The organism is Polycladomyces zharkentensis (assembly GCF_016938855.1).
Lineage (GTDB): Bacteria > Bacillota > Bacilli > Thermoactinomycetales > JIR-001 > Polycladomyces > Polycladomyces zharkentensis.
In genome coordinates, this window is sequence record NZ_JAFHAP010000005.1 from 178,211 (window position 1) to 193,359 (window position 15,149).

Consider the following 15,149-nt stretch of genomic DNA (forward strand, 5'->3'; position numbering starts at 1 on the left):
ATGGGTTTTCATCCGCTGTATCTAGCTTTTTTTTCGCACTATCACACTGAGGAGTATTGGGAGGCGCACGAAGTACTGGAGGAGCTGTGGCAAACCCAGCGGCACAACGATTTTTACCATGGCCTGATCCAAGTGGCTGCGGTGATGCATCAGCTGAAACGGGGAAAAATCCGCGGCGCCCGCAAGCTGGCCCGCTCCGCGATCGGATATTTGTCGCCTTTTTTCCCTGAGAAGGACGGTGTCAATGTGAGCCGCGTGCTGGAGTGGTTGCGGCAGTGTCTGTCTACGCTTCCCGAAGAATCGTCGATCCTCGACCCTCAGGAAGTGGAGGCACTGGGGCTGGGTGTCTGTCCTCTGCCGGCTCTGCACCTGGAGAACGGGAATGAATCGCATGATGAAGGCGGTTCAGACGCCTCTTGAGAACAAGAACGGACGGGTGATGGAGCCATCGCGAGAATGGTTGTGCCCTGATCATGGATCGACTTGCGTGAAGGGTGACCATTCGTTAGTGGAAACGGAAGCGAGCGGAAAAAGGCTTAACCGGACGCGTCCCGGTTCATCAGATGATAGTCCCCCGGTTTTGGGCGGACTTTTTTTTGAAATACAAAGAAACGGTATGCACCATCCGCCCGTGTTCTCAATAAGTTAGAGGTAGAATGAGGCAAAGGAGAGAGAACGATGAAAGGGCGCAGATGGACGGAAGAAGAAGATCGTTTGCTGGTAGACACCGTTCTCCGCTGTATCCGGGAAGGTGGATCACAATTGGATGCGTTCGCTGAAGTAGGCGAAAAGGTGGGTCGAACACCCGGTGCCTGCGGTTTTCGGTGGAACGCGGTGTTGAGGAGAAAAGAAGCGGCCGCTTTTCAGGAAGCCAAGCGGCAGCGTGTGGCCAAACAATTGAAAAAACGACAATCCGCGGAGCAGTTCCACTTTCGGGACATCCTCTCGTTTCTCCAAAAACATGGGGAAGAGTGGGAACGAACTCGTAAGCGTATAGAGGAGCTGGAAAACAAGAAAAAAGAGCAGGAGCAGGAGTTGGCACGACTGATGGCGGAGCGAGAACAACTCACCCAACCCGTTTTTAGCGGGGATTCGATGAGCCGATTGCTGAAGCAGTATCAGCAACTGCTGAAAGTGATGCAGGTGTTGCGTAAGTCGGACCCGATTGTATCGGAAGCGAGACAACGGATGACCGTACCTGCCGACCCGACGGAAGCCGATTCTTTATTGGATCAGACGAGCGTGGATACGAACAGTGACTCCCATTCATAAACTGAGTTAGAGAGTCAGCCGAGAAAGAGGTGCAGTCGTTGTCCCGTTCGTGGAGTGAAGAAGAGGACCGGAAGTTGATCCATTGGGTGACTTTGTGTCAAAAGGTGGGATTGGCAAAAAAACAGGTATTTGAAAAAACAGCAGAAAAAATCGGAAAAACGCCGAACTCTTGTTATGAACGGTGGAAGCAGATTCAAAGCGCCCCCCAAGAGACATTGTGGATCTCGTCGAAAAGATTTCGAAACCAATGGGAACGGGAACAAAAGCAACTGTCAGAACGAATCAATAAGTTGGAGAAACTGGTCGAATCCCAACAAAAGCAATACGAAACGTTGTTAAAAGAGAATCAGAAGCTGAAAGGTGACATGAAGTTTTTTGAGATGATGCTGCTGGAGGAGTATCATTTGTTGCTGGAGTTGTTGGGCAAACGAAATCATGCGCGCATTCATGATTTTTGATTGCAAGTCGTATGGTCCGGATTGGCTCCCCCTTTTGTAAAAAAGGGGGTTTTGTCGATAACGAACAAAGGACCCTGTTGCGGGTCCTTTGCAAAAACGATGGATGGAAAAGTCCCCTGAGGGAACAGGGGAGCAACAGGTCAGCATCAGTAACCGAAGCCGACACCGGCGAAGACAAAGATAGTGGCGATGACCAACAGGAAGATCAGCAGTCGGCGCAGGCCGATGCCGAAACCGTAGCCGTAACCGTAGCTCACGCGATCGTCCCCTTTAACAGAATTTTGTTTTTGCTGTCGTCCTTAGTAGCCACCAAAACCGACACCGGCGAAGACGAAGATGGTGGCGATGACCAACAGGAAGATCAGCAGTCGGCGCAGGCCAATGCCGAAGCCGTAGCCATAACCGTAGTAGCCCATTTTCTCCCCTCCTTTCAATGGCATCATGGGATGTCGGTCAACACTAGTAACCGAAGCCGACACCGGCGAAGACGAAGATAGTGGCGATGACCAACAGGAAGATCAGCAGTCGGCGCAAACCGATGCCGAAGCCGTAACCGTAACCATAGCCCATGGATCGTCCCCCCTTTCTTTCTATCTCAAAATGAAGCTAACAAGTGTAACCGAAGCCGATACTGGAGTAAACGAAGATATGGGAAATTACCAACAGGAAAATCAGGAGGCGGCAGAGGCCGAAGCCAAATCCGTAGCAGGCATTTCGGCTTCCTCCTTTTGTTCCCGGTTGCTATACCTTATGCTATGCAGATTTTCGGTGTACAGGCGGATACCCGTGGGCAAAAGAACCAATTACAGAAAGTCGTCGAAAGCGCCGAAAAACCAGAAAATCGTGGCGATGATCAGAAGGTACAGCAACAGTACTCTGTAAACAGCGTTCTCGTAGTAAGGGTAGTCGTACCAGTAATCCCACAAGGGCCAACACCTCTTCTTTTTTTGCTGCGGTGAGGGTGATGTTTTAGCATATTCCATTTTGCAGCAGACGGTTTTTGAACGTCTGTCCCGTTTTGATGTGCGGCGGGATTTGGGCGCCCAAACGGGGCGGTTGTCCGTTCCGTGCCCGGTGTCCCGACATAAGGTGAAGGGAGGATATTAACTGATGGAGGGATTGGACATGGCGGGACGCGAGCCGTCTATCAGAGAGTTGACGCATATGATCAACTCCATTTTGGGCCAACAGGTGTTGACCGAACAGCAGTTGCAGGGCATTTTGGAAGGTGCCAGAAGAGCGGGGGAAAGAGGCGGCATGAGTGCCGTGTTGGACTATTTGCTCCATGTGACGCAAGCCGACGTGGACAAGAAGGAATTGCAACAATTTGCCGATTCGGTTCGTTCCAACCCACAGATGGGCATGGATATCTTGCATGGCAAACGAAAACGTCCCGGTGGCGGGGGAAGGCGCTGACAAGAAGGAAAAGTTCACCGGACAAAAGTTTTAACTGACATATCCAGGACGCGGAACGCTGTCGGCAGTCTCGACGGGTCTCCCGTCTTTTTTCTTTTTTAGCTGACCGCTGGTATAGCGATCAACAGGAAGACCAGACTAATGTCATGGAATAACGGAAGTGCAGGATTGAGAAGAAGGTGTGGTTTGATGCAAATCAAAGCGGTGGAAACATACCCATTGTTTTGGCAACTCTCGGAGTCTTACGGTGATGCCAACGGATGGAAAAATTATCGGGCAAGTATGTGGTTTCGGATTTGTACCTCTTCTGGCCTCACGGGGTGGGGAGAGTGTACGGACTGGCTACCCACGTTGGTGAAGGGTTTCAAAGATCGTGTCATTCCTTATTTGCTCGGCAAATGTTGTCTCAACCGCGGCGAGCTGGTGGCCACTGTCCGCAAGTGGCATCCGCGCATCGCGGCGGGTCTCAGCATGGCGCTGACAGAGATCGTAGCCAAACGTGCAGGGTTGTCAGTTTGCGATTTGTGGGGTGGCCGGAGGAGAAACGAGGTGCCGGTCTACGCCTCCTTCCAATCCTACACGGATCGGCCCGACTGGATCGACCGATCCGTTCACATGGTGAAACAAGCGGTTGACAAGGGCGGATTCAGTCTGGTCAAGGTAAAAGTGGGCGGAAAGCCGATCAAAGAAGATCAACAGCACATCGCCGCATTGATCTCCACCCTGCGGGGAGCCGTGAAGTGGGCGGTGGATGCCAATCAGAGTTACGACATGGCTGCAGCCAGTCAGTGGATCAAAGTATTTAGCGAAAACGATCACTGGTTGTGGTTTGAAGAACCGCTTCCATTGGATTCGGTTGCCGCTTACCGGATGTTCAGGTCTCGATGCCCGATTGCGGTTGCGGGGGGAGAAAACGGTTCGAAACCGCAGCGCTTTCTATACTGGTGGCAGCAGGGTGTCTTGGATGTGATCCAACCGGACCCGGCTCATCTGGGTGGAGTGGGAAATTTCCTCGATACGCTCCGGATGGCACGTAATCTCGGGGTGCGAGTTTCCCCGCACGCGTTTGACGGGATATTGTCCCGGCTATACGCCGTACTGGCACAAAGCTGTCTCCCGCCATGGAGCAAAATGGCGGGAGAGGATGTCGAGCCGGTGGAGTGGGATGCAATGGAGAATCCGTTATCAAACCTGTTGCCCGTTCAACCGGTCGGAGGACGGGTTCGCGTACCGAACGGACCGGGAATCGGGGTGGAAATCGAACCTCGTTCACTTCAACAATATTTGTGGGACGGTACGATCTATTATTAAATTGGAAGGGAACGTACATATGTTCGCAGAATGAGTAAGAGGCGCAACCGGTTCAACATGTTGACAAATGGCAGGAGGGATTGAACGTGATCGAGAAATTGACGCATGTCACCTTGGTGGTGGATGACTATGATCGGGCACTGTCGTGGTACTCGGAAAAATTGGGATTCGAGGTACAGGACAATGTCGAATACGGTCCCGGTTACCGCTGGGTGACGGTTTGTCCCCGGGAACAGCGGGATGTCGTGATTGTGCTTCACAAACCGCATGAGACGGAGACGGCACTCAAAACGGGCAATGCGTCCCACTGGGTGTTCAGCACCCGCGACTGTCGAAAAACGGTGGAGGAACTGCGCAACCGGGACGTGAAGATCGTCCGAGAGCCGGAGGAAGTGCCGTGGGGTGTACAAGCCGTCTTTGAAGACCTGTACGGCAACCACTTCGTGCTGGTCCAACCGGCTGAAGGAATGTAGCGGCCGCACTTGCCAATCCCCTCACACGTTCTCTATGCTGAAATGGGAGCAGGGAACGGAGAGGGGGTTTTTTCATGCGGATTTTGGTGGCGGAGGATGATCCGGCCGTTTGCGAAATGCTGTCATTATTTTTCGATAAAGAAGGGTATGCCGCCCAATTTGTCCATGACGGCCAAGCGGCATGGGAAATGTGGAAAAGTCAGCCGTACGATATGTTAATCCTGGATTGGATGTTGCCCAAAATGGACGGAATCACGATTTGCCGACGCGTCCGTCGGGAATCGGATGTACCCATCATCCTGTTGACAGCCCGGATACAAGAGTCAGATCAGGTGTTGGGTTTGGAAATCGGGGCGGATGATTACGTGACCAAGCCGTTCAGCCCATTGGCGTTGATGGCCAGGATCAAAGCGATCCGACGGCGGTGTTCGCTCAAGGAGGGAGACAGAGAAGAAGACTGGATTCGTACCCGTCATTTTGCCGTACGTCGTGAAACGAAGGAAGTATGGCGGGACGGCGTGAAGATTGAGCCATTGACACCCAGGGAATTTGATCTGTTGTGCCATTTTCTGCGTCATCCGCGCCGCGTGTTTTCACGCGAGGAGTTGTTGGATGCCGTCTGGGGATACGATTTCTATGGAGACGAGCGCACGGTGGATGCGCATATCAGGCGGTTGCGAAAAAAGATTGCCGTCCCGGGGAAGGAATGGATCCATACCGTGTGGGGTGTGGGGTACAAGTGGGAAGAGGCGGAAGTCGATGAAGAACGGTAAGTTGTTTCACAAGATGTTGGCCGCACAGATCGCGGTGTTGCTGACGGCTGTCATGCTGATGTCGGCCATCACATCCGTGGCCGTACAAAAATTTTTGTATCAGCAGAAATGGAAGGAATTGCGGGAGATCGGCCAGTTGGTGATTCCCAGTACCCCTACGGACGGCGAATTGGTACGTCGATGGAGGCAGTTGCGACCGGTGTTGGGTGCCAGAGACATCCATGTACTGCAAGTGGATGGACGCGGACGGGTATTGTTTCCCGTCGGGTTCAGGGGAAACAGTGTGACGATCAGCTCCGATGTGAGAAACAGGTTGATGCGTGGAAAAGTGGTGGAAGGGAGGGATAGAATCGGGAACCAACCGGTGACATGGGTGATTTTCCCCGACCGGAGACAAACCGATCTGCGGGCGTGGATTCTTTTTTCCCCCGTGGAAGGAATCAACCGGGCAATCCGGCGGATCCGTGCCGGACTCCTGTTGGCGGCATCGATCGCGTTGGTGGTGGCATTGGTGCTCAGCGGATGGTTCACACGGGGATGGGTCCGCCGTATTGAGGTCTTGCGCAGGTTGACCGGTGAGATTCGGCAGGGTCGTTATCACGCACGTGCGGAGGTGGAAAGCGGCCCGCTGGAGTTGATGGAGCTGACCCGTGATCTGAATGCCATGGCTGAACGGTTGGCGGAATGGGAAAAGGAGATCCGTCAATTCGAACTGCGCCGGCAGCAGTTTGTCTCGGACGTTTCCCATGAATTGCGCACACCGCTCACCTCCATTCGCGGGTGGTTGGAAGGATTGGAGTCCCGTATGGTGACGGAAGAGGAGCGAATGCGGGCGGTGGCGTCCATGAAGCGGGAGACGATGAGGTTGATTCGGTTGATCAACGAATTGCTCGATCTGGAAAAGATTCGGTCGGGGACAATCGAGTTGAAACAGGAGCAGATTCCAATCGCCGAGGTATTGGAGATCGTGGTCGAACAACTGGGTCCCGTCGCCGAGGAAAAAGGATTGCGGTTGGAGATCGATGCACCTCGTGACCTGATGGTTATCGCCGATTACGACCGATTGATGCAAATCCTCATCAATCTGGTGAAAAATGGACTCCAATTCACCGAGCGTGGATGGGTGCGTGTCACGGCTGACAAAACCGACGGTGGAACCCGGATCTGTGTGGAGGATACGGGGATCGGGATGACGGAGGAGCAATTGGCCCGGATCTGGGATCGATTTTTCAAAGCCGATCCCTCCCGATCGCGGCAGGGAGGAGAAACGGGTCTGGGATTGGCGATCGTCCGTCAATTGGTGAAGGCTCACGGCGGTCAGATTCGGGTGGACAGCACACCGGGGAAAGGCACCTGTTTCACCGTTTGGTTGCCGGATGGAAACGGCGGGTGATTCGGATGCCCGTTTTGATCTTCTTCCTTGCATGGTCTGATTATGATTTTTCGTCGCAGCTTCGTCATCATTTCGTCATGATTTGTGGTTAAGATAATAGACAAAAGTCATGACGGGAGTGAGAAGCATGCGCAAACTGAAAAAGGTGGTCATCACGGGAACCGCGGCGGGACTGTTGATAGGCGGCGTGCTGGGCGTTCATCACATCGCGCAGGCAAAGCAAAGCGGATCGTCCTCGGATTCGTGGTTCGCATCCACGGCCCGCACTCAGTTGTTGACGAGTGGCGGGACAACAACGGATGCGAAAAAGGACAAACAGGCACTGGTGCAACGGGTGGCGCGGTATTTGGGCGTCAGTGTCACTGAGATCCAGTCGCTGACGGAGCGGGGTATCCAACCCCGACAGCTGGTGCCGGCGGCAGTGATCGCCAAATTGAGCAGACAGAAAATCGAGACGGTTCTGGCGGCAAAAAAGGGGAAAACATGGGGGCAAGTGGCACAATCTTTCCATGTTGACCGTCAGGCGTTCAGACGGGAACTGTCGCGTGTGCTGCCGAAGCATCGTTTGCTCCGGCTGTTCATTCAGCGTCATCCTGAAGTCGCGTTGCAGACGGTGTCCGCGTACTTGGGAAAAGATCCGCTGCAACTGGCGCAATTGATCAGACAATCTCAATTAAAGCCGAGAGACGTGATCAAAGCGGCGGTGTTGGCCAAGGCCAGCGGAAAGGACATCGCACAGGTGGTCGCGATGAAAACGTCCCAAAACACTTGGCGCGATGTGGCGCAATCGTTGGGATTGAAGCGGGAGGATGTCCGTGATGAAGCACGACAGTTGAAAAAGTTGTTCCGCCAACAGTTGAAAAAATGGCATGACCAACATCGTTCCGATGAATCCGGTGACAAAAAAACCTCTTCAACCGGCAAAACCGACGATCAGCTGCAAACGGAACGCTTGCTGGACGGGTTCGATCCGTTCTCAGCATCGTCTGATACATTGTGAGCAATCCATAGTCGAAGGCCCGCTCTTCTGGGAGCGGGCGTTTGTATTTTCTCAGAAACCTTGCAGCGTGTTCCACACTTCCAGTTTGGTTTGCACCTTGTTGATGATTTCATTGGTGAATTCAGTTGTCGTGGCGTTGCCGCCCAAATCGGCTGTTCGCACTCCTTCGCGCACCGTTTCGATCGTGGCTTCGTAAATGGCGCGAGAGGCGGCGCTGGCTTTGGGATCATTGAAATAAGTGAGCAGAGAAGCACCTGCCAGTATCATGGCCATGGGATTGGCGATATTTTTGCCATACAACGAAGGAGCAGTCCCGTGCGGCGCTTCCGCCATTACCACTTTCGGGTTGAAATCTTCGTCGAAGCTCATCAGGATCGATTCGGCACCGGCGATCGATCCGAACAACTGCAATACCATATCACTCAGGCAATCACCGTCCCGGTTGAGGGCCGGGATCACCATCGGTTCTCCCGAGCTGTTGAGCAGCAAGGCATAAGTGGCATCGATCAGTTGCGGCTCGTAGCGCACTTCGGGATACCGCTTGCTGGCCGCGTCCATTTCTTCCTTCAGCATGCCTTCGTATACCGGACTGACGGTGTATTTGGGGCCTCCGAACACTTTGGCGTTTGTCTTCTTGGCGTGGCGGAAGGCGAACTCAGCCACGGCACGGCACGTTTTGCGGTCGATTTTTTCCGTCCGGTACGCCACTTCATCCATTCCTTCGCCTTCGCGCCATTCCTTGGCGCCATAGGCATCACCGACCGCCATCCGAATGATGGAGATCGGGGCATACGTACCGGCGACCGGTCGCACACCGGGGATTCTGCGTCCTGTTCGGACGATCACCTTGCCGTCGATTTCCCGCCGCAGGATGGCGTTGGGACTGCCCACATCCCCTTTTTCCTCAGGTGTAATCGTGGCCGCTTTCAGACCGAATCCGGTCCGTTTCATCGCTTGCGCCGCTTCCAATACGACTTGGTTGTTCGTTTTCCGGCGGTTTTCCAGACTGAGGTCAAATTCCAGAAACTCCAAGTCCAATCCGATCACGTTGGGATCGAGAACACGCAGTGCTTCTTCCAACAACTCCTGACCCGTCTGGTCCCCTTTCATCACGACGATCGATTTGACATTCGACATGATGTGTTCTCCTTTCTCCACGGTCTTATTTGCAGGGCGTGTCTGATGGATACGTTCGCTCCGCTTGTGCACATTGCCCTTGGCCGGCATGCTTGTTTTTCGGCTTCTGCGTTCAGTTTGGCAACTCAAAAAACATGGCTGCCCGTTGGATTGATCAGACACCCCTGGAGCTGGATGGGGATATCGGAATGATCTCCATTTCATGTTGCGAAACTGTGTTTCATTTCTCACCTATCCCATTATAGCGCGCGCAATCCATTACGACCAGCGGGAAAGATTCGAACAACTTTACAGGATTTCGGATAGTCTTTCCCGACCGACTGTGATAGGATGCAGGTGTGAAAAAGAATTCCCCGCAGTCGATCCGAAAGATAGAAAGGAGGGAAAGGAATGAATCATGGACGGATCGGCAGGTGGAGCATCACAGCATTGGTGGTGTGGGTGTTGATCTGTCTTCCGTCGGCCGTTCCGAGTCCGCTCAACATCCACAGCCCGTTGCCGGAGGTGGACGCCACTTGGGTGAACAGGACGTTGGCCCGAATGAGTCTGGACGAAAAAGTGGGCCAGATGTTTATGGTGGGTTTCCAACCGGACAGATGGGGATCGTCCGCCGGCCTCTCGGCCCATGCCCGTGAACTGATCCGCCGTCATCATGTGGGCGGTGTCATCCTGTTTTCGCGCAACATCCAAAACCCCCGCCAGGTGGGGGAGTTGACCAATCAGTTGCAACAGATGGCCGTGGCGTTTGAGCCGCATGTACCACTGTTGATCGCTGTCGACCAGGAGGGTGGGGAAATCACCCGAGTCGACGGGGCGACGGAGTTTCCCGGCAATATGGCACAGGGGGCTACGTTTGATCCGGATACCGCATACGCATCGGCCAAAACGGTGGGACGGGAATTGCGCGCCATGGGGATCAACCTCAATTTGGCCCCGGTGTTGGATGTAAACAACAATCCGGCCAACCCGGTGATCGGGGTTCGTTCGTTTGGCGAAAACCCCCGGATGGTGGCTGAGATGGGCACGTCAGCCATCCGCGGTTACCATGAGGGGGAGGTGCTGACAGCGGTCAAGCATTTTCCGGGACATGGCGACACCCATGTCGATTCGCATGTCGGACTGCCGTCGGTAACCCATGATCGCAAACGGCTGGATGCGGTTGAGCTGGTGCCGTTTCGGGAAGCCATCAGGGGTGGTGCCGATATGGTCATGACCGCACACATCACCTTTCCGGCGATCGATCCTGCACCGGGTACGCCCGTCACGTTATCTCACCGGGCGTTGACCGGTCTATTGCGGGAGGAGCTGGGTTTTCAGGGAGTGATTATTACGGACGACATGGAAATGGGCGCCATCGCCAAACGATTCGGTACACCGCAAGCCGCCGTTCGGGCCATCCAGGCGGGAGCGGACATGGTCCTGGTTGCCCACTCTCTTTCCGCACAACGATCCGCGATTGCGGCGGTCAAACAGGCAGTCCAAAGCGGAAAGATTTCCGAAGAGCGGATCGATGAGTCGGTTCGTCGCATTTTACGTCTAAAAGCGGAGCGGCTGGGCAAACATGCCGTCGCCAAACAAGTGTATGCGCACCCGGACGAAGCGGAGCGGGTGGTGGGATCACCACAGGCGGCCCGGCAAGCCGAAGCGGTTGCCGCACGCGCCGTCACGTTGGTGCAGGATCCGGACCGACGTCTGCCCTTGCGCCCCGGGTGGTTACCGCGTGTGCTGGTGGTTTCACCCGAAAAACCGGTGGCCTTGAGCCGACTGTTGTCTGATGCGGGATTTCGTGTGGAAACATTGGGAATTGACGCCGATCCCGCAGCGGCCGAGCGGAGACGGGTGGTGGAAAGCGCAAAGGACGCTGATGCAGTGGTCGTGGGTCTCACCGGTGCCGTATTGCATCCACAGCAGGCGGAATTGGTCCGCCAATTGGAGGGGACAGGGAAACCGGTTATCGCCTTGGGCCTGAATACGCCTTATGATGTGGCTAAATTGCCGAGAAACACGACGTACTTGGCTTTGTACGGTTCCAATCCCGTATTGCTGGACGCAGCTGTAAAGGCGCTGACGGGTCGGATGCCGTTAAAAGGCAGACTGCCGGTCTCCATACCTGGAAAGTATGCTGCAGGAGCCGGGATGCTCATCGACCGAACGGCTCAACCGGGTCGTTAACGTTTTTCTTCTGAAATGTTGGGGAAAGAATGGGGCGAGGAGGGGCAGTCCGATGTGGATTGCAATCAGTTTGATGGTGATCGCGGTTTCGTTTTTGGTATTGGTCATTTTTTTGGTCATTTCCTTAATGAAATGGAATCATGCGGTGGAATCGGTGGAAAAAGCCGTTCAACAAGTGGAGGAACAATTGTCGGAGACATTGCGGGAATCCCGGTCCACTATGCAGGAAGTGCGGATGTTGGTTGCCGATGTCCGTGAGAAGACCGGCCGGATTGATCCGCTTCTTCGATCGCTCCACACCGCGGGGACCAGTTTGCAGGAGCTTTCCACCGGTCTTCATCAACAAGTGATATCGGTGCGCCGCCGACTGGGCGGTTTGTTGTCCGTGGTGGGGGCGGTTTTGGAGTGGTTTCTTCAACGGCAGGGACCCCGCGATAAATAAAGCAGATTTGGGAGAGAGGAGTGTGGCCGATGGCGAAAGAAACGGGTGGAAGGAATTTTTTGTTGGGGGCTGTTGTGGGTGGTTTGATCGGAGCGGCTGCCGCCTTGTTGTTGACACCCAAAACCGGTCGCGAGATGCGGGAAGAGCTGGGCAAGCGCTGGGATATAGCCAAAGAGAAAGGGCGGGAGTGGATGGAAGCGATCAGGGAACAGGCTGACATCAGCCCGGAACAATGGGAGCAGGTCAAGGAAGTGGCCAAGTCCAAATGGATCGAATTGCGTACAACGTCAGATAACATGCGAAAGGAACGGATCTTGGTCGACATCCCTGAAATGCAAAGGGAACCGTCAGACACCCGGAAAGACGGATGATGCAAAAGAAGGAAGGACGGAACCAGTCTCCCGGCCGGCTTCCGGCTGACCGGTTGGGAGACCTTTTTCAGGCGGGCGCAGCGACGCAAGGAACGAGAGGAAAAAGTTTACCCGGAACAAAAGAGGAACGCAGAAAATGGAAAATATTACAGGTGTTTGAGGATGGACGGGCGGGTAATAATCCATCAGTTCCCCCGGGCGCTTCCTGATCAAGGGACATCCTGACAAGGTCTGTGTCTAACCCGTTTGGACAAATCATATACATGGGACAAAAAGGTCCAAACGAGGTATGATAATGAATAAAGAAATTGTGTACGCGCTCTTGGCTGCGCTCAGTTTCGGGATCGCGCCCGTTTTTGAAAAGCTGGGATTGGCTCGGACCGATCCCGCCTTGGCGCTGTTCATCCGCGCGTCAGTCACAACGATGCTGGTCACTTCGTTTCTGGTGACTTCCGGCAAAGCACACCTGTTTCGTACCACAGACGTCCAGTCGTTGGTGTTTGTCGTGCTCGGCGGTGTATTTGGTGTGCTGTTCGCCCAGTTTTTTTATTTTAAAGCTTTGCAATACGGAGAGATCGGCCGTGTTATGCCGATCGTGGGCGGCTTCCCCGTTATCGCCTATTTCTTTTCCATTATTGTGTTTGGCGAATCGGTTACCATTACCAAAATGATAGGCGTTGTGTTGGTGGTGGCAGGGGTGCTGCTGTTGGGAGACACCAAAGGATCTTGATGGCGGAAAGGATGGAGGAAATGAGCGAGTTGCCGTTGATCACCTCGGAGGAACAATGGGAGTCTTGGTTGGAAGATTCCCGGAAACAGCCGTTGTTGTTGTTGAAACACAGTACCCAATGCCCGATCAGTGCCGGAGCATTTGAAGCGTTTCGCGCTTTTGCCGGCACCTCGCAGGCCGAATCCGTCCGTATGGGCGTGGTCACCGTGATTGAACATCGTCCGGTCTCCAACGCCATCGCGGAACGGCTGCAAGTCAAGCATGAATCACCGCAAGCATTGCTCATCAAGGATGGAAAAGCCGTCTGGCACGCTTCCCATTGGAACGTGACGGAAGAAAGTCTGGCACAAGCAGTAGCCGCACACATTGAAAAATAGGTTTTAACGGGAGAATGGGGAACAGAGGAGGTTGTCATGAGCTCAAAGGAAATGCGAGTCTCGTCGCGGAAGTTGGTGGCGGATGATTTTATGGAGCGCCTGCAACAGCACCGGCGTTACCTGTATCATATCGCCTACCGACTGACGGGAAACCCCGAAGACGCCAAAGATCTGACGCAGGAGACGATCTGGCAAGCACATCGCAAATCCAACAAATACGTTTACGAGAAGTCGCTGAAAGCATGGTTGCGGACGATGATGACCAATCGTTTCCGGGACCAAAAGCGGAAAAAAAGTTTGAAGCTGGTCGCGCTGGAAGACGCGTTTATTCATTCAGAACCCCCTCCGACCACCAGTATGGCCTCGGTGGAGGAGCAGGTGGAACAACGTTTGCTTCTGGAACGGGTGAAAGAGGAGATTCAAAATCTGCCCGAGATTTATCGGCGCGTCATCGTATTGCGTCATTTTTACTCCCTGTCATATACTGAGATCAGTAAAGAATTGGAGATCCCGGAGGGAACAGTCAAAACGCAGCTGTTTCGTGCGCGGAAGATGTTGAAGGAACGTTTGTCGAAAAAAGGGTAAGGAGTGGACGCGGGCGATGTCTTGCAGGGACATGGATCAGCTCATTCAGCTATACGTGGACCAAGAAATCGGGGAAGCCGACCGTATGCGTCTGAAGTCCCACGTGGCAGAGTGTGCTGATTGCAAACGGGACCTGCAGGATATGATCGCACTGGTCGACACACTGGAAAACATCCGGATCAAAGCCCGGTCTCCCCAAACGGCAGGCGGATTCTCACTGGTCAAATGGGTGGCGGTGGGCATATCCATATTCCTGTTGGCCTATGTTCCTTACCGCGGTGAGCATGACCAAACACCCGTATCGTCCCTGTCCGTCTCTTCCATCAGTGTAGCGCAGAACGGAGCGGAGGAAACGGTAGACCCCGAATACACCATCTTGGCGACATCTGCAGATACAGTCCGCATCCCGCATCGGGATACCGTTCGGATTCTCACACCGGAACAATGGCCGGCCCGTATTTCAACCGCGACGGCTCTGGTGTATCCCGGCGCTTTGCGTTTTCTGATCGATCAGGCGGGATCGGATTGGTACAGGCAAGTGGACCGGTTGATATTGATCAAAGTTCCCGATGCTGATACATTGCGGATGCTGTTGGAACGTGTGGGAGAAGATTGGAATGAACTCACGGGACATGATACTGTCCGGTTTCCCACTTCGGTTGTGATTACGCCGGGAGAACGCCCCAAAGTGCAATTTTTCTCCTCGCCCGCCCGGGATCAGGATATCTTGCAGTGGGCCAGTCATTTAATCCGTCATCATTGATTGATTTTTTTCTTTTGCCCATTTGCCTGGTCCGGGGTGACATATCACCTCCCGATGCGCTATAATAAGCGAAAATTTTTCATAAGGGATGGATGGGGAGAGCAATGAGTCAGATTGAAAAGCTGAGGCAAAAGCTGGACGAGATTAACTTGCAATTGCTTCGGATGATCAATGAACGTGCGTCAGTGGTGAAGGAAATCGGGGAAATCAAAAAACGATACGGTGTACAAAAGTTCGACCCGATTCGGGAAAGAGACATGTTGGAGCGGATTGTGCAGCATAACGAGGGACCGTTTGATGATAATACCGTCCGCCATCTGTTCAAGCAGATTTTCAAGGCTTCATTGAGTCTGCTGGAACAGATGGCGGACGGTATTATCATCAAACGGTCCCTCGTTATGCTGCACAATCCGCTCCAACATGTCTCTTTCCCGAATCGGGTCGAACTTTTGTACACCGTATCGTTTTTTGATTTC

Annotated in this window: 19 protein-coding genes and 1 pseudogene; 17 read left to right on the forward strand and 3 right to left on the reverse strand. The window is 53.8% G+C overall.

Annotated features, from left to right (window positions below):
* From JQC72_RS05355 to JQC72_RS05365, 3 genes are all read left to right on the forward strand, one after another.
* Window positions 1-420: a DUF309 domain-containing protein gene (locus tag JQC72_RS05355; protein WP_205493516.1), complete on the forward strand. Its 420-nt coding sequence runs from the start codon at window positions 1-3 to the stop codon at window positions 418-420.
* A 258-nt stretch (window positions 421-678) separates the two neighbouring features.
* Window positions 679-1,272: a hypothetical protein gene (locus tag JQC72_RS05360; RefSeq protein WP_205493518.1), complete on the forward strand. Its 594-nt coding sequence runs from the start codon at window positions 679-681 to the stop codon at window positions 1,270-1,272.
* A gap of 38 nt (window positions 1,273-1,310) precedes the next feature.
* Window positions 1,311-1,730, forward strand: a complete 420-nt coding sequence (locus tag JQC72_RS05365; RefSeq protein ID WP_205493519.1) for a Myb-like DNA-binding domain-containing protein — start codon at window positions 1,311-1,313, stop codon at window positions 1,728-1,730.
* 803 nt (window positions 1,731-2,533) lie between these two features.
* On the opposite strand, the gene JQC72_RS16450 is transcribed toward JQC72_RS05365, so the two are convergent.
* Window positions 2,534-2,656 carry a hypothetical protein gene (locus JQC72_RS16450; protein WP_302104516.1) on the reverse strand — a complete coding sequence of 41 codons (123 nt, stop codon included), beginning with the start codon at window positions 2,654-2,656 and terminating at the stop codon, window positions 2,534-2,536.
* Window positions 2,657-2,840: 184 nt separating this feature from the next.
* Between JQC72_RS16450 and JQC72_RS05375 the strand changes: the two genes are divergently transcribed.
* From JQC72_RS05375 to JQC72_RS05400, 6 genes are all read left to right on the forward strand, one after another.
* Window positions 2,841-3,146, forward strand: a complete 306-nt coding sequence (locus tag JQC72_RS05375; protein ID WP_205493523.1) for a hypothetical protein — start codon at window positions 2,841-2,843, stop codon at window positions 3,144-3,146.
* 189 nt (window positions 3,147-3,335) lie between these two features.
* A complete protein-coding gene (locus tag JQC72_RS05380; RefSeq protein ID WP_205493524.1) occupies window positions 3,336-4,457 on the forward strand; it encodes a mandelate racemase/muconate lactonizing enzyme family protein in 1,122 nt (373 codons plus the stop codon).
* Between the two features lie 86 nt (window positions 4,458-4,543).
* Window positions 4,544-4,930, forward strand: coding sequence for a VOC family protein (locus JQC72_RS05385; protein ID WP_205493525.1), 387 nt, complete (start codon window positions 4,544-4,546; stop codon window positions 4,928-4,930).
* A gap of 74 nt (window positions 4,931-5,004) precedes the next feature.
* Complete coding sequence (locus JQC72_RS05390; RefSeq protein WP_205493526.1) at window positions 5,005-5,703, forward strand: response regulator transcription factor; 699 nt, start codon at window positions 5,005-5,007, stop codon at window positions 5,701-5,703.
* Window positions 5,690-7,096: a sensor histidine kinase gene (locus JQC72_RS05395; protein ID WP_205493527.1), complete on the forward strand. Its 1,407-nt coding sequence runs from the start codon at window positions 5,690-5,692 to the stop codon at window positions 7,094-7,096. Before JQC72_RS05390 ends, JQC72_RS05395 begins: the two co-directional genes overlap by 14 nt.
* Window positions 7,097-7,223: 127 nt before the next feature.
* Window positions 7,224-8,096, forward strand: coding sequence for a hypothetical protein (locus JQC72_RS05400; protein WP_205493528.1), 873 nt, complete (start codon window positions 7,224-7,226; stop codon window positions 8,094-8,096).
* A 51-nt stretch (window positions 8,097-8,147) separates the two neighbouring features.
* On the opposite strand, the gene JQC72_RS05405 is transcribed toward JQC72_RS05400, so the two are convergent.
* Window positions 8,148-9,233, reverse strand: coding sequence for an isocitrate/isopropylmalate family dehydrogenase (locus JQC72_RS05405; RefSeq protein ID WP_205493529.1), 1,086 nt, complete (start codon window positions 9,231-9,233; stop codon window positions 8,148-8,150).
* 390 nt (window positions 9,234-9,623) lie between these two features.
* Here JQC72_RS05405 and nagZ point away from each other — a divergent pair, with 390 nt between their 5' ends.
* From nagZ to JQC72_RS16805, 8 genes and pseudogenes are all read left to right on the forward strand, one after another.
* Window positions 9,624-11,405: a beta-N-acetylhexosaminidase gene (nagZ, locus tag JQC72_RS05410; RefSeq protein WP_302104517.1), complete on the forward strand. Its 1,782-nt coding sequence runs from the start codon at window positions 9,624-9,626 to the stop codon at window positions 11,403-11,405.
* Window positions 11,406-11,457: 52 nt separating this feature from the next.
* Entirely contained in the window at window positions 11,458-11,847 is a 390-nt protein-coding gene (locus tag JQC72_RS05415) for a DUF948 domain-containing protein (RefSeq protein WP_205493531.1), read from the forward strand.
* Between the two features lie 29 nt (window positions 11,848-11,876).
* Complete coding sequence (locus JQC72_RS05420) at window positions 11,877-12,218, forward strand: YtxH domain-containing protein (protein ID WP_205493533.1); 342 nt, start codon at window positions 11,877-11,879, stop codon at window positions 12,216-12,218.
* Between the two features lie 295 nt (window positions 12,219-12,513).
* Window positions 12,514-12,948, forward strand: a complete 435-nt coding sequence (locus tag JQC72_RS05425) for an EamA family transporter (RefSeq protein WP_205493535.1) — start codon at window positions 12,514-12,516, stop codon at window positions 12,946-12,948.
* A gap of 20 nt (window positions 12,949-12,968) precedes the next feature.
* On the forward strand, window positions 12,969-13,325 hold the full coding sequence (gene ytxJ, locus JQC72_RS05430) for a bacillithiol system redox-active protein YtxJ (protein ID WP_205493537.1): 357 nt from the start codon (window positions 12,969-12,971) through the stop codon (window positions 13,323-13,325).
* Between the two features lie 36 nt (window positions 13,326-13,361).
* Window positions 13,362-13,910, forward strand: a complete 549-nt coding sequence (locus tag JQC72_RS05435; RefSeq protein WP_205493545.1) for an RNA polymerase sigma factor — start codon at window positions 13,362-13,364, stop codon at window positions 13,908-13,910.
* 16 nt (window positions 13,911-13,926) lie between these two features.
* Complete coding sequence (locus tag JQC72_RS05440) at window positions 13,927-14,673, forward strand: anti-sigma factor family protein (protein ID WP_205493546.1); 747 nt, start codon at window positions 13,927-13,929, stop codon at window positions 14,671-14,673.
* Window positions 14,674-14,837: 164 nt separating this feature from the next.
* Window positions 14,838-14,975: pseudogene (locus tag JQC72_RS16805) on the forward strand (chorismate mutase); the annotation flags it as partial.
* A gap of 39 nt (window positions 14,976-15,014) precedes the next feature.
* On the opposite strand, the gene JQC72_RS16810 reads toward JQC72_RS16805, so the two are convergent.
* Complete coding sequence (locus JQC72_RS16810; protein ID WP_302104538.1) at window positions 15,015-15,095, reverse strand: hypothetical protein; 81 nt, start codon at window positions 15,093-15,095, stop codon at window positions 15,015-15,017.
* Between the last annotated feature and the right edge of the window lie 54 nt (window positions 15,096-15,149).

Bases quoted from the DNA above. Each gene is read 5' to 3' on its own strand.
- JQC72_RS05355 (WP_205493516.1), top strand. From the start codon at position 1: ATGGGTTTTCATCCGCTGTATCTAGCTTTTTTTTCGCACTATCACACT.
- JQC72_RS05360 (WP_205493518.1), top strand. From the start codon at position 679: ATGAAAGGGCGCAGATGGACGGAAGAAGAAGATCGTTTGCTGGTAGAC.
- JQC72_RS05375 (WP_205493523.1), top strand. From the start codon at position 2,841: ATGGAGGGATTGGACATGGCGGGACGCGAGCCGTCTATCAGAGAGTTG.
- JQC72_RS05380 (WP_205493524.1), top strand. From the start codon at position 3,336: ATGCAAATCAAAGCGGTGGAAACATACCCATTGTTTTGGCAACTCTCG.
- JQC72_RS05390 (WP_205493526.1), top strand. From the start codon at position 5,005: ATGCGGATTTTGGTGGCGGAGGATGATCCGGCCGTTTGCGAAATGCTG.
- JQC72_RS05395 (WP_205493527.1), top strand. From the start codon at position 5,690: ATGAAGAACGGTAAGTTGTTTCACAAGATGTTGGCCGCACAGATCGCG.
- JQC72_RS05400 (WP_205493528.1), top strand. From the start codon at position 7,224: ATGCGCAAACTGAAAAAGGTGGTCATCACGGGAACCGCGGCGGGACTG.
- JQC72_RS05405 (WP_205493529.1), bottom strand. From the start codon at position 9,233: ATGTCGAATGTCAAATCGATCGTCGTGATGAAAGGGGACCAGACGGGT.
- nagZ (WP_302104517.1), top strand. From the start codon at position 9,624: ATGAATCATGGACGGATCGGCAGGTGGAGCATCACAGCATTGGTGGTG.
- JQC72_RS05415 (WP_205493531.1), top strand. From the start codon at position 11,458: ATGTGGATTGCAATCAGTTTGATGGTGATCGCGGTTTCGTTTTTGGTA.
- JQC72_RS05420 (WP_205493533.1), top strand. From the start codon at position 11,877: ATGGCGAAAGAAACGGGTGGAAGGAATTTTTTGTTGGGGGCTGTTGTG.
- JQC72_RS05425 (WP_205493535.1), top strand. From the start codon at position 12,514: ATGAATAAAGAAATTGTGTACGCGCTCTTGGCTGCGCTCAGTTTCGGG.
- ytxJ (WP_205493537.1), top strand. From the start codon at position 12,969: ATGAGCGAGTTGCCGTTGATCACCTCGGAGGAACAATGGGAGTCTTGG.
- JQC72_RS05435 (WP_205493545.1), top strand. From the start codon at position 13,362: ATGAGCTCAAAGGAAATGCGAGTCTCGTCGCGGAAGTTGGTGGCGGAT.
- JQC72_RS05440 (WP_205493546.1), top strand. From the start codon at position 13,927: ATGTCTTGCAGGGACATGGATCAGCTCATTCAGCTATACGTGGACCAA.
- JQC72_RS16810 (WP_302104538.1), bottom strand. From the start codon at position 15,095: ATGTTGGAGCGGATTGTGCAGCATAACGAGGGACCGTTTGATGATAAT.